Source organism: Rhodococcus sp. 14-2483-1-2 (genome assembly GCF_002259405.1).
In the GTDB taxonomy this organism is placed as follows: Bacteria; Actinomycetota; Actinomycetes; order Mycobacteriales; family Mycobacteriaceae; genus Rhodococcoides.
On record NZ_NPFW01000002.1, the window covers coordinates 288,266 to 301,076 of the forward strand.

The 12,811-nt window shown below is 65.8% G+C and carries 11 protein-coding genes; 4 read left to right on the forward strand and 7 right to left on the reverse strand.

Features of this window, described 5'->3' with window-relative positions; translation table 11 throughout:
- Positions 1-2 precede the first annotated feature (2 nt).
- From CH295_RS01270 to CH295_RS01290, 5 genes are read right to left on the reverse strand one after another with little or no spacing between them, the layout of a single operon-like run.
- Complete coding sequence (locus tag CH295_RS01270; protein ID WP_094739519.1) at positions 3-1,049, reverse strand: zinc-dependent alcohol dehydrogenase; 1,047 nt, start codon at positions 1,047-1,049, stop codon at positions 3-5.
- Positions 1,050-1,074: 25 nt separating this feature from the next.
- Positions 1,075-1,902: a sugar phosphate isomerase/epimerase family protein gene (locus tag CH295_RS01275; protein WP_252341852.1), complete on the reverse strand. Its 828-nt coding sequence runs from the start codon at positions 1,900-1,902 to the stop codon at positions 1,075-1,077.
- Complete coding sequence (locus CH295_RS01280; protein WP_141216924.1) at positions 1,899-3,026, reverse strand: sugar ABC transporter substrate-binding protein; 1,128 nt, start codon at positions 3,024-3,026, stop codon at positions 1,899-1,901. Before CH295_RS01280 ends, CH295_RS01275 begins: the two co-directional genes overlap by 4 nt.
- 26 nt (positions 3,027-3,052) lie before the next feature.
- Complete coding sequence (locus CH295_RS01285) at positions 3,053-4,081, reverse strand: ABC transporter permease (protein ID WP_094739520.1); 1,029 nt, start codon at positions 4,079-4,081, stop codon at positions 3,053-3,055.
- A 10-nt stretch (positions 4,082-4,091) separates the two neighbouring features.
- Positions 4,092-5,636, reverse strand: coding sequence for a sugar ABC transporter ATP-binding protein (locus CH295_RS01290; RefSeq protein ID WP_094739521.1), 1,545 nt, complete (start codon positions 5,634-5,636; stop codon positions 4,092-4,094).
- Between the two features lie 246 nt (positions 5,637-5,882).
- Here CH295_RS01290 and CH295_RS01295 point away from each other — a divergent pair, with 246 nt between their 5' ends.
- The gene (locus CH295_RS01295) at positions 5,883-6,404 is read left to right on the forward strand and encodes a VOC family protein (RefSeq protein ID WP_094739522.1); all 522 of its coding nucleotides are present in this window, start codon (positions 5,883-5,885) and stop codon (positions 6,402-6,404) included.
- 5 nt (positions 6,405-6,409) lie between these two features.
- Here CH295_RS01295 and CH295_RS01300 read toward each other — a convergent pair whose 3' ends face one another.
- Both CH295_RS01300 and CH295_RS01305 read right to left on the reverse strand, forming a co-directional pair.
- The gene (locus CH295_RS01300; RefSeq protein ID WP_094739523.1) at positions 6,410-6,883 is read right to left on the reverse strand and encodes a nuclear transport factor 2 family protein; all 474 of its coding nucleotides are present in this window, start codon (positions 6,881-6,883) and stop codon (positions 6,410-6,412) included.
- Positions 6,880-8,316: an aldehyde dehydrogenase family protein gene (locus CH295_RS01305; protein ID WP_037188420.1), complete on the reverse strand. Its 1,437-nt coding sequence runs from the start codon at positions 8,314-8,316 to the stop codon at positions 6,880-6,882. Before CH295_RS01305 ends, CH295_RS01300 begins: the two co-directional genes overlap by 4 nt.
- A gap of 246 nt (positions 8,317-8,562) precedes the next feature.
- Between CH295_RS01305 and CH295_RS01310 the strand changes: the two genes are divergently transcribed.
- Genes CH295_RS01310 through CH295_RS01320 form a run of 3 tightly spaced genes read left to right on the forward strand, consistent with a single transcriptional unit; the run spans position 8,563 to position 12,798 of the window.
- Positions 8,563-9,177, forward strand: coding sequence for a hypothetical protein (locus CH295_RS01310; RefSeq protein WP_094633655.1), 615 nt, complete (start codon positions 8,563-8,565; stop codon positions 9,175-9,177).
- On the forward strand, positions 9,174-11,717 hold the full coding sequence (locus CH295_RS01315) for a putative PEP-binding protein (protein WP_094739524.1): 2,544 nt from the start codon (positions 9,174-9,176) through the stop codon (positions 11,715-11,717). The genes CH295_RS01310 and CH295_RS01315 overlap by 4 nt, the downstream gene beginning before the upstream one ends.
- 10 nt (positions 11,718-11,727) lie before the next feature.
- A complete protein-coding gene (locus CH295_RS01320; RefSeq protein ID WP_094739525.1) occupies positions 11,728-12,798 on the forward strand; it encodes an acyl-CoA dehydrogenase family protein in 1,071 nt (356 codons plus the stop codon).
- The last annotated feature ends 13 nt before the right edge of the window (positions 12,799-12,811 follow it).

The window sequence follows — 12,811 nt, forward strand, 5'->3', positions numbered from 1 at the left end:
CGTCAACGACTCGGGTCGACCAGCACCTTGGCGTGCCGACTCGTCCCGGAGTCGAGCTCGGCGAACATCTCGACCAGTTCACCGAGCCCGATCGTGCCGGTGTGCAAGGACTTCACATCGATCCGACCTTCGGCGACCAGTGTCATCGCACCGAGGAAATCCTCGTGCGAGTACGCCAGCGAGCCGATCACCGTGAGCTCGCGAGACTGCCAATCGCCATAGCTGACAGAGGAATCGGTGCCCGGATACCCGAGCAATGCCAGGGTCCCGCCCCGTCTGACCAGCTCGGCGGACGGTTGCATCAAAGCGGCGACTCCGGTGCACTCGAACAGGACGTCGGCCCCGAGCCCACTGGTGACGTCGGCGAGCAACGCTGCGAGATCCGCCGGTTCCACCACGTCGGTGAAGCCCAGATCCGTTGCCGCCGTTCGACGTGCGGATGACGGCTCGCTGACGAGGATTCGGCCTGCCCCAGCGGTACGTGCGTGTTGTGCGGTCAGTAGACCGATGGGACCCGCTCCCTGGACGACGACGGTGGAGCCCAGCGTGATCGCGGCACGTTTGACGGCATGGAACGTCACGGTCGCCGGCTCCATCAACGCGGCCTCTTCGTCCGACAGCGCGTCGAGCACCGGGATGGCCCTGCGTGCGGACACCGTGAGGGTGGTGGCGAATCCGCCGTGTGCGGGGGCGTCATCGGTAATACCGTTGGCCTCTGCGAATGCGAGGTCGCAGTGAGCGGCGTGACCTGCCCTGCATTGGGCACACACGCCGCATGCAGGCCCGACACCTGCGACCACGCGCTGACCCACCCGCAAGGTGGTCACGTTCTCGCCCACGGCGCTGATCGTGCCCGCCCATTCGTGGCCGAACACGGCCGGCGGCAGGGCCGCGGACGAGTATCCGTGTGTGTCGGTTGCACAGATCCCGCAGTAGCGGATGTCGACGACGACACCGTCCGGGGCAGGCACGGGTGCAGCGTCGACAGTCGTCTCGGCTGTGCCGGGTGCGACGACGTGGACGTACCTTCGCTCCGAGGTGCCGGTCACGACAGCGCGCAATTCAGTTTATTGGTCATGTCTCCAGTTTCTCACTTTCCGCTTCGTCGAGCACCTTTCGAGTGGCTCGACCCAGTTCCACAATCCACGCCCGCGTATCGCCTGCGCTACGGGCGGACGGGACCTCAACGCTGACCGCAGCCGTGGGAGGGAGTGCCCGCACGAGATCGACCAGCGGGAAGGCGCCCTGTCCCGGCGGGAGCCTGTCGGTTCGAGCCTCGGTGATCGCTGCGTTCAGATCGTCCCAGGGCTCCGCCGACGTCGCGTCGCAGATCTGCCAGTACGGCAACGAGTTCTCGTCGACGGCATCGAGATCGGACAGCGCCGACCCCGCCCGTACCCAGTGCAGGGCGTCGACGAGAACACCGCCATTGCTGCCCCGGGCAGCGGCGACGAAGTCGGCAGCGGCGCAGAAGTCTCGAATGGACGAGAAGATCATCGGCTCGAGACAACACCGAAGACCGACGTCCTCGGACAGCTCCGAGATCTCGCCGAAGTTGTCCGCTGCCCGGTTGCGCTCGTCGTCGAGCACCGTGACGAGCAGGTGCCGGGCACCGAGCTCGGCACCTGCGTCGAGGATGGACGACCAGTCCCCTCTCGAACTTCCGGGATGCAGCTTGACCACCTCGACATCGAGAACTCGCATCCCGTTGTGCGCCAACGCAGATTTGGTCTCACGCAGCAGCGCCGATCCGGCCGGGAGACAGAATCCCCGGTCGCGTTCGGTGTGCGCCACTCGGACGCCCACCGCGCCGAAGCCGCCCGACGCAGCGCAGTCGATCAGCTCCGGCGGTGCCAGATGCAGCGCCGAGAGGTGGGACAGAGACAGGATCCGTGGCGTCACTTCTGCCAGAGTGTCTCGAACTCACCCTGGTAATCCGCTACGCCGACGTAGTAGCCGGTGTCCTCGTCGAGGACTGCCGAACCGATGTTGTCGCTGTTGAGCAGTTGCGTGGGAAGGAACGCGGCATCGGCCGCGGCGAGGTCGTCACCGTTGAATTGTCTTGCCAGAGTATCGATCACGCGCCATCCGAGAATTTGCACCGGGAAGCCGACCCAGACACTGTTGTCGCCGCCTTTCAGTGACTCGAGGTTGTCCGGCGTCGGCGTCTGACCGGCGAAGGTCACCTGATCGGTCAGGCTTGCCCCACGCAGGGCCGCATCGACACCCAGCACGAGGTCACCGAAGGAGAAGACCGCGTAGTTGATGGTCGGGTCACGCTGGAGCGTACTGACCACGCTCTGCGGGGTCTTGGTGCCGAGATCGGTGACCTGCTGGTTCACCAGTTGGGTCGTGCAGTCCGGGCACTGGGCTTTCAATTGTGCGGTGAACGCGTCGGTGAAGACATTGAGGATCGAGTAATCGGTGATCGAGAAGATGGCGACGTTCGCCTGCCCGTCGCTGTCGGCGACGACCTGACTCGCGACCATCTTTCCCCACTCCTCGACCTGAGCGTCACCGTCCAACGCCGTGGAGATGACACCGGCCACCGGCGGGCCCGCGATACTGTCCGCGATGACGGGAATGCCTGCGGCATCGGCAGATTCGATCTGCCGGGTGAGCATCGTGAGTGGGGTACCCGAGATGTGGATCGCGTCCGGCTTCAGCGCGATGGCCTGATCCATCGCCTTGGGTGCCGCCTCGGCGTCGGTACCCATCAGCACGCGCTGATAGCGCCAACCGAGGACGTCCGCCGCCTGTTGGATGGCGTCGTTCTTCGCGCTCGAGATCGGCTGCGGGGTCTCGATACTGATGACGTACTTGCCGCTGTCGGGAGCTTTGCTCAACGGCGTCGTCAGAACGAGACCGGCGGGGGCGGCCTCGTACCGATCGGCGACGGCCTGCGCGCCTGCCACGTCGGCAGCTGCACCGGTCGCCGTCGTCTCGTCCGAGCTGCTGCATGCGGACGCCAGCAGGCTCGCGGATACGAGGGCCACGAACGCCTTCGTCCAGTTGGTTGATTTCACGTGATCACCTTTCGAGAGGAGGGAGGTCAGGTACGGCGGGCGGTCCGAGCCGCGAGAGCCACGGCGACGATGAGGGCGAGTCCGTTGAAGAGGTCGTTGACGAAGCTGGGAGCACCGGCCAACTGCAGTCCCTTGACACCGGTGGCAAGCAGGTAGATGGCGATCAGCGTGCCCAGCACGTTGACCCGGCCTGCGCGTATCTGAGTCGAGCCGAGAAAGACGGCCGAGAACGCCGGGAGCAGGTACGACGGGCCGATATCGGGTGCGGCGGTGCCGAGCTTGGCCGCCAGGACCACTCCGGTGAAGGCTGCGATGGTGGCCGACGTCATCAACGCGCCGAACATGATTCGCTCGACTCGTAGTCCGGCGAGCCGTGCGGCCTGACGGTTGCCACCGGTGGCGTAGAAGTAGCGACCCAACGGGGTCTTCTCGAGTACGACGTACATCACGGCGGCGACGCCGATCATGTAGAAGAACGGCAACGGCAGGCCGAGGAACGGCTTGCTCCCCAGGTCGAGGAAGCCATCGGTGAATCCCTCGGTGATCTGCTTTCCGTCGGTGACCCAATAGGTTCCCGCCAGCAGGATGCTCGACATTCCCAGAGTGGCGATGAACGAGTCGACCTTGAGCTTGACCACCACAAAACCGTTGACGGCTCCGATCACCGCACCGCACAGCACCGTGGTGACGACCGCGATGGGTGTGCCGATGCCCTGCGAGAGCTGGTAGGACACCATCGCGACCGAGAACCCCATGATGCCTGCGATGGACAGATCGAACACTCCGGCGGCGAGCGGCACGATCAACCCGATGGCCAGCATGGCAGTGATGGCCTGGTCGCCCGCGATGATGCGAAAGTTGCCCTGGGTCATGAAGGTGTCCGGAATCCAGAGCGCGAAAAGCGCGATGACGGCGATCCACACATAGAGACCGCTGAAGCGATCGAGTCCGAGATTCGGCCGTCGTCTCGACGTGCGCCCCGCCGCACCACCCTCGGTGCCCGGCGGCGGAGTGTGCGGCGACGCTGCGGTGCCTTCGTGGGATTGTGTTGTCATGGTGATCCTTTCACCGATCTTCTGCGCCGGACCGCGCTGCGGCGGACACAGGTTTCTTCAGAGTCGAGGCCGTCAGTCGATCCGGGTCGATGCGGGGGCGAGAGAATTCGTCGACCACCCGGCCGACCGAGAGGACGATCACCCGGTCGCACAGGCGCGTCAGTTCCCCGTGGTCGGTGGACACCACGAGCACGGCGGCACCGTCCTGAGCGGCCTTGTCCACGAGTGCATGGATATCGGCCTGAGCACCGATGTCGACACCCTGAGTCGGCTCGTCCAGCAGCAACACGCGAGGACTGCGTCGAAGCCACCTGGCCAGCACGACCTTCTGTTGATTGCCTCCGCTGAGAGTGCCGAGATGGCGCTCGGTGTCACCGGCCGGACGTACACCGAGTCGCTCGAGCCACGTGGCAACATCGGACTTCTCCCGCTTCACTCGCACGATCCCACCCCGAGAGAAACCCCACGGGTCCGCGACCGAGACGTTCTCGCGAAGGGAAGCGGTAGCGAATGCAGCATTCGAAAGCCGCTCGGCAGGAACGCATCCGACGCCCGCCGACATGGCGAGGTCAGGGCGGCCCTGTTCGACCACCACACCGTCGACGGCAACCGTCCCGCGTCGAGACTCGGCACCGAAGAGCGCAGGCACGATCTGCTCACGACCGGAGCCGGTGATACCGGCGATGCCGAGGACCTCACCGGATCTGATCGCGAACCCGAAGTTCTCCACCGCACCGCAACTCAACTCCGACACCTCGAGCACAGGATGCCCCTCGGGATCCGATGTCTCCTCCGGTTCGGCCAGGAAATCGTCGATGCGCCGCCCGATCATCAACTCGACGAGCCCCGATTCGTCGAGACCGTCGAGTGGACGCGTGCTCACGACAGCGCCGTCCCGCATCACGGTGACGCTGTCGCACAGCGAGAAGATCTCGTTGAGGTGGTGCGAGACGAACAGGACCGCGACACCGCGATCCCTGATCCTGCGCACCAAGTCGAAGAGCCGAACAGACTCTGCTGCGGGAAGATTGGCTGTCGGTTCGTCGAGTACCAGGACGGCGGCCTGACCCGACCTGTCCTGAACCGCACGGGCGATCGCGAGCATCGTGCGCTCGCTCATGCTCAGCGCTCCCGCGAGCTTGCTCAGGTCGAGGTCGACTCCCAGTTCGGCGAGGGCGGCGCGAGCCCGGGCTCGCTCGGCACGAGAGTCGATCGTCCCGATCGCGGTGGTCAGGTAGCCGTGACCGAGTGCCAGATTGTCGACGACATCGAGGGTTTCGACCAACCCGAGTTCCTGGTGGACGAATCGCAGGCCAGCGGCCTCGCCACTGCCGGGAACACCGAGAGCAAGGTCGTGACCGCCGACCGATATCCGGGCACCGTCGTCCGGATCATGGTATCCGGCCAGCACTTTGATCAGTGTCGACTTCCCGCACCCGTTCTGACCGACCAACCCTCGAATCTCACCCGGGGCCAGCGACAACTCCACACGGTCGAGTGCTCGGTGCCCGCCGAAGGTCTTGGAAAGACTGGTGATGCTCAGTGCATCGGTCATGAAAGCCCGCCTGTGACTCGAGTTACTTGAGATCCGCTTGTGTTACCCACGTCATACTCAACTATGTACAGGGATAAGTCCAGCAATCTGCAAAACTCGACATTGTGCGCCTCGGTGCAGGAATCATCGACGAGGAGAGGATCGCGGTAACCGCCGCGATCGAGAACTGCGGCGTCGTATCTGCAGTCGATCATCAGTTAGCAAGCATCAGAATCGACGGTTGCACATGGAAAGCGAGACAATCGGATGAGTGAGTTCGAGCTCGGCAGTGTGGTTCAGATCGCGTACATGGTCGACGACGTCAGTGAAGCGGCCGCCGACTTCTCCGCCCGTACCGGAGCGGGGCCGTTCTTCGTGCGACGGAACGTCATCACGGCCGCGTACGGCTCCGACGGCCGAACGGGGGCTTTCGACCACTCATCGGCCTACGGGCAATGGGGCCGCATGCAGATCGAATTGGTGCACACGCACTCGGCCGAACCGCCGGAATTCGCCGAGACCACGCGAGCACGCGGGTGTGTGCACCACGTTGCGATCATGGTCGCGTCGTTCGCCGAGCACCAACGGCAACTCACCGAGCGTGGTTGGCCGGCCCTACTGTCGGCGTCCACCCCGCACGGCAACAACTTCGCGTTCCACGATGCGCGGCCGCAGCTCGGACATCTCCTGGAGATCTACGAGCCACGGCCGAGCATTCTCGAGCTGTACCGGCGTGTTGCCGACGCCGCCACGAACTGGGACGGGACCGATCCCGTTCGCCGCCTCTGACGCGTCTAGGCCTCGGCGAGTAGGGCAGCCGCTCGTTCACGGGCCAGCGTCAGCACCTGCGGGTTGCCGGAGTTCCAGAGAACCGTCAGTTGCTTTCGGCAGATCTTCCACTCACCGCCGACTCGCACCACCGAATCGGTGTAGTACCCGCCGATGGTGAACACGGCATCGCCGGAGGTGTTCGGGAGTACGTGCTCGGCACGCACGTAGGTGATGACCGTGCCCCGATCACCCTCGACCGCGATGTCGAAGTTCGACAAGAAGTGTTGCGACGCAACGAGCCCCGGGAACAGCATCCGCCCGCGCTGCACCCAGTCCTCGGCGCGGAAGTGCCCACCGTTACCCGCACGGTAGCTGGTGTAGTCGACGTCGATCTCGTCGGTGAACACGGATCGATACATATCCCAGTCACGTAGGTCGATCCCTCGCGCGAATCGCGCCATGAGCCGGGTGATGTCACCGGTCGCCTCGGCGCTCATGTCGCAGGCAACTGTAGGGAGATCTTCTCGAAGTATTCGTCCAGTCCATCCGGTCCGAGCTCTCGTCCGATACCCGACTTCTTCATGCCACCGAACGGTGCAAGGGCATTGAAGCGCCCCCCGTTGATGCCCACCTGACCGGTGCGCAACCTGCGGGCGATGGCAATCGCTGCGTCGTCGTCGGCCGCGAACACGGCTCCGGACAACCCGTACTCGGAGTCGTTGGCAATGCGGACCGCGTCGTCGATCCCGTCGTAGGTGAGCACCGTGAGGACCGGGCCGAACACCTCTTCACGGGCGATCGCAGAATCGTTGTCGACCCGGCTCACCACCGTCGGGCGGACGAAGAATCCCGACCGCAGTCGATCGTCCAGGTCGGGCACGTCGCCCGGCCCACCGACCACGAAGTGAGCGTTCGAGGGAACTGCGGAGAGGTGATCGAGGACAGATTGCTGCTGCTCACGCGATGCCATCGGTCCGATGTCGACGGATTCGTCGAGGGGGTCACCGATCCGCTGCGAGCCGACCAACTCCGCCAGCTTCTCCTCGACGTACTCGAGGCGATCGGCGGGTACCAGCAGCCGCGTCGTCGCAGTGCAGGTCTGCCCGTTGTTGACGTAGCAGCCGCGCACCGCGGCGGTCAGAGCTGCATCGAAGTCGGCGTCGGGAGCGATGACGAAAGCCGACTTGCCTCCCAGCTCCAGAGTCACTTTCTTTATTCCGGCTGCAGCTACCTGTCCGACGCGAGCACCGGCTGCCGTCGAGCCGGTCAGACTCACCATGTCGACGTCCGGGTGTCCGGCCAGTCGCTCCCCCACCCGGCCGCCCGCCCCACTGACGATATTGAGCACGCCCGGGGGCAGAGCGGTCGAATCGGCGATCTCGGCGACCGCGAACGCGACCAGCGGGGCCACACTGCTGGGCTTGACCACCGTGGCGCATCCGGCTGCAATGGCAGGCGCGACCTTGGCGGCGAGCTGGTAGAGCGGGTAGTTCCACGGCGTGATCGCGCCGACGACACCGATGCCGACCTTCAGGATCAACGATGTCCCGCGACGTTCCTCCAACGAGGTGTCCTCGAGAATGTCCGCCATCGATCGGAAGATCGTGACTCCGAGCCCCACTTGTACGGTTCGAGACCGCGCGATCGGCGTCCCGACCTCGCGCGCCATCATCTCGGCGAGCTCGCTCTCGCGTTCGACCAGCCCGTCGGCGATCCGCCGCAACACCGAGACTCGCTCCTCGATCGAGGACTGCGACCACACATCGAAGCCGGAGCGCGCTGCGGCGACAGCGTCGTCGACGTCGGTTTCCGTTCCTGCGGGTACGCGAGCGAGCAGCTCACCCGTCGTGGCGTCGAGCACGTCTATGGTGCCCCCGCCCGCGGAGGCCACCCACTTCCCGCCGATGTAGAGCTCGGTTCGGTCGTCCATGTCGCGATCCCTCTTCCCGTACGGCGGTCGGCCGAGTGGCGGCCATCACACGCAGCCTAGCCGCCAAAGGCGACATGCTGTCAAGTAACTAGCCGCAGTCAAACCTGTACAGAGTTGGACAAAGTTTCTTGACATCCACTACTATTTGAGTAGGTTATGAGCACCGTCACAGTCCCGCCTACGGTAGACGTACGTCACTTGCCGAAGGCTGTTCCCCACGGGGGACCGGAGAGCGCCAGGAGCACCATGAACGACCTTGCGACCACCACATCCGAATCGACCGCTCTGGTCGACCTCGTTGTGAAGGGCATGCTTCGAGGGCCGGTCACGCCCGAGCTACAGGCTGTCGTCGATGCCGGTGACGCCGTGGCCAAGGGCCCGATCGTCATGCCGACGCAGGCCGGAATCGCCGCTGCCGGTGCGCAGGTTCGTCTCACAGACGGAAGCGACGAGCACTCTGCGGTCACCGACTTCCTGCGCGCATTCCTACCGGTCAACCGTCGGCTGCGGGAACTGTGCACCGCATGGCAGTGCCGTCCGGACGGCACGGCCAACGACCACGGCGACGCACAGTACGACGCCAGAATCCGCGACCAGCTCGAGGACATTCATACATCCGTGGCCAAGCTGCTCCGCCGCGGTGGGAAGCAGTGTGCAGTCCTACTGGAGTACCGCGACCGCCTGAATGTCGCACTCGAACGGTTCGACAACGGCGACACCGCGTCGATGACGTCGCCCCTGACCGATGGCTACCACACCGTGTGGATGTGGCTCCATCAGCACGTGCTGATGATGCTGGGACTCACCCGCGCCGAGGACGAGGCCCTCGAGGAGGAACTCGTCCGCGGTAGCGCCGAATGACCCTGTCCGACAGTTCCGTACTCACCTCCGCGCGCGCAGCAGTGCCGTACGGGCAAGGCCGTGCTCGCGGTCTCGGTGCCGACGCGCTGGGGGTTCACGGCGTCGAGATGGACAACCTTGTCGCGCTTGGTCTTCCGGTCGTACCAGGGCTGACGGTGCCGATCGGGTCCGGTGCCGGCCTGCGCGTTCCCGACACCGCGAGCGCCACGATCGATCTGTTGGAGAAGTTGGCAGTCCGCGGGATCTGGCCGTCGGTGCGCACCGAGCGCCGACCCATGCTGCTGCATCTGCGATGCAGCGCACCGGTTCCGGTGTCGGCTCTGCCTCCTGCCATCTCGGTCATCGGGCTCTCGCCCCTGAACGTCGATGCACACGTCGAGGTGATCGGACGCGATCGCGACATCTACGACTCGTGGGCTGCGACCCTTCGATTCGTCGCCGAAGGTGCCCTCGACGTCGACACCGACGATCTCGACGATCTGGACGAGGACCACCCCGACAGTCACTCTCGCGTACCCGCCCTTCTCGAACTGATCGAACGTGCGACGGGCAGTCCGTTTCCCACCGAACCTGCCGAGCAGCTCGGCCTCGCAGCGACCGCCATGTTGGCTCGCTGGGCCTCTCCCCGCGGGCAGCGGGCCCGCCGCTCTCTGTCCCTACCGGACGATCTGGGCCTTGCACTGCACGTCCGTGCTCTGCGACTCGGCCCCTGGGACGACTCGGGCCATGGTTCCGCCGTCAGCCGCGATCTCGAGACCGGCAAGTACGCACCCCACGGCGTGTTCCACCTGGGTGTCCGCAAGGCCGATCCCAATCCCGGTCCTGGCGAACCACTGTCCAGTACTCCCGGTGGTGAACAGATCCTCGATCAGATCTTCGCGACTCTCGAGCCGCATCTGCGCGGTGTCGCCGAGATCGAGTTCGAGGTCCGCGATCGCCAGCTCGCCCTGCTGAGTGCAGGGGCGCTGGACCATCCAGGCCCACGTGCGGTCACCAATCTCGCCGTGGATCTGGCCAACGCGCGATCGATCGACCGCAGCGAGGCAGTGCGCATGCTCGAGCCCGACCTGATGCAGGACCTTCTGCACGCTCAGCTCACCCTCACCGGTAGCGAGCAGTTGCTCGTCCGCGGACTCCCCGCGTCACCGGGTGCTGCCGTCGGCGAGATCGCACTGTCGAGCGATCGAGCACTTGCTCTGGCAGCGCAGGGCAAGGCCGTCATCCTCGTTGCGTCCGAGACCAGCCCCGCCGACGTGCCCGCTCTGTTGGCAGCCACCGCGGTCGTCACGTCCAACGGCGGGCTCGCATCCCACGCCGCCGTCGTTGCCCGCGGTGCCGGTCGTCCGGCGGTCTGCGGCGCGGCGACCATCCGCATCGACAGAGAGCGCGCCACCGTGACGGCCGGCGGCGTGACCCTCGCCGAGGGCGACACCGTCTCGGTCAACGGCCGTACCGGTGACGTCTACGTCGGTACCGTGGCAATTCGGCCGGCCGAGCCGTCAGCGGAACTGGAAGTGTTGCTCGGTTGGGCGGACGACATCCGCGAACTGCGCATCCGCACCAACGCGGACAATGCCGACGACGCCGCTACCGCCTTTCGCCTCGGTGCCGAGGGAATCGGACTGTGCCGCACCGAGCACCAGTTCCTCGGCGATCAACTCCCGCTGGTTCAACGGCTGGTACTGGCCGAGAGCGAGGCCGAGGAGATCGAGGCCATTGCGGCCCTGACCGCCGCGCAACAATCGGACTTCACCGACCTGCTCCGTGTCGTCGGCGACCGACCCGTCACCGTGCGCTTGCTCGATGCGCCGCTGCACGAGTTCCTCCCGGCCGACGGCCACTATCGCGACCGCGAACAAGCCGAACGTGCGGCTGCCACACACGAATCGAACCCGATGCTCGGTCTGCGCGGAGTTCGATTCGCCATGGTGCAGACCCGGTTGTATCCCGCCCAGGCCGAAGCTCTGTTCCGTGCGTGGGTCGTGGTGAACGGCGAAGGAATGACACCGCAACTCGAGGTCATGATTCCGCTGGTGTCGCTGCCGGGCGAACTGACCGAGGCCATCGCACAGGTGCACCGGGCCGCTGCGACCGTTGCCGCCGACACCGGCGTCACCGTTCCCTATCTCGTCGGCAGCATGATCGAGACTCCCCGCGCAGCCCTGCTGGCCGAACCATTGGCCGCCGAGGCCCAGTTCCTCTCCTTCGGGACGAACGACCTGACCCAGCTCACCTACGGGTTCTCCCGCGACGACGTGGAGAAGACGGTACTGGCCCACTATCTCGAACATGGGCTGCTCACCGACAGCCCGTTCGCCGTCCTGGATCGGGACGGTGTCGGCGCTCTGGTCTCCATGGCCGTCGACCGTGCCCGCACCGCTCGTCCCGACGTCAAACTAGGTGTCTGTGGTGAGCACGGCGGCGATCCGCAGTCCATCTCGTTCCTCAATTCGCTCGGCCTGCACTATGTCTCGTGCTCACCTCGGCGGGTCCCGGTTGCCCGGCTCGCCGCGGCGCACGCCACCCTCGAAAACCGGTGAATTCCACACCATGAGCGCCGAACTCGACGCCCTTCGAGCTGCCGTCCGCGCTGCTGCCACCGAACTCGGCGGACACGGCCTGTGCCGTCGACTCGATCCGGCCGGCCCAGGATGGGACACGCGCGCCTGGTCGATACTGGCGGAGCAGATCGGAACGGCTGCCCTCGGCTTGCCCGAATCCTGCGGTGGTATCGGAGGATTGGCCGAACTGGTCGTCGTCGCCGAGGAGCTCGGCGCTGCATTGCTTCCGGTCCCCTTTCTCTCGACCCTGTTCGCGGGGCAGGTGCTCGCCGGCGCAGGCAGCGCCGAGGACGTGGTGTCCGACATCGCCGAAGGGCAGCCTGCGGCGTTCGCCGGGCTCGACCGGCGCGGGTGGTGGTCGCCCGACCACCTGCCGTTCACCGCCTCGGAGAACAGCCACGGATGGACAGTGAGCGGGCACACGCCAGCCGTCCCGGGTGCCGCAGGCTCGCGATGGATCGTCACCGTGGCGGCAACTCCCGACGGCCCCGATGTCTTCGTCCTCGAGGCGTCTGCCGACGGCGCGTCGATCTCCCGCGTCGAGACACTGGATCTGTCCCGCGCTCAGGCCTCTGTGACCCTCACCGATACCTCGGCACGACGTCTCACAACTGGCGGAAGCGCTGCCACAGCACTACTTCCGGCCCTCGACCTCGCCTGCATAGTGCTGGCCGCCGAGCAGCTCGGCGGTGCCCAGGCCAGTCTCGATGCCACGGTCCGGTACGCCAAGGAACGACGGCAGTTCGGCCGCGAGATAGGTAGCTTCCAGGCGGTCAAGCACTCGCTCGCAGACCTACTGGTGCTGGTGGAGTCGAGTCGGTCAGCGGTGACCCGCGCGGTCGAAGCCGAAGACCGCACCGAAGCCGGTTCGGTTGCCCAGGCGTGGTGCTCGGACGCGTACCGAACGGTGACGGCCGAGGCGGTGCAACTGCACGGCGGCATCGGCTTCACCTGGGAGCACCACTGCCACCTGTACTTTCGACGTGCACGCGCAGACGCTCAACTCTTCGGTGGTTCCGCGTTCCACCGGGAACGTCTGGCCCTCGCCCTCGCCTGGTGAGACCTCCACCCGG

Excerpts from the sequence above, each read along its gene's own strand:
- CH295_RS01285 (WP_094739520.1), bottom strand. The coding sequence starts at position 4,081 with ATGACAACACAATCCCACGAAGGCACCGCAGCGTCGCCGCACACTCCG.
- CH295_RS01290 (WP_094739521.1), bottom strand. The coding sequence starts at position 5,636 with ATGACCGATGCACTGAGCATCACCAGTCTTTCCAAGACCTTCGGCGGG.
- CH295_RS01295 (WP_094739522.1), top strand. The coding sequence starts at position 5,883 with ATGAGTGAGTTCGAGCTCGGCAGTGTGGTTCAGATCGCGTACATGGTC.
- CH295_RS01300 (WP_094739523.1), bottom strand. The coding sequence starts at position 6,883 with ATGAGCGCCGAGGCGACCGGTGACATCACCCGGCTCATGGCGCGATTC.
- CH295_RS01305 (WP_037188420.1), bottom strand. The coding sequence starts at position 8,316 with ATGGACGACCGAACCGAGCTCTACATCGGCGGGAAGTGGGTGGCCTCC.
- CH295_RS01310 (WP_094633655.1), top strand. The coding sequence starts at position 8,563 with ATGAACGACCTTGCGACCACCACATCCGAATCGACCGCTCTGGTCGAC.
- CH295_RS01315 (WP_094739524.1), top strand. The coding sequence starts at position 9,174 with ATGACCCTGTCCGACAGTTCCGTACTCACCTCCGCGCGCGCAGCAGTG.
- CH295_RS01320 (WP_094739525.1), top strand. The coding sequence starts at position 11,728 with ATGAGCGCCGAACTCGACGCCCTTCGAGCTGCCGTCCGCGCTGCTGCC.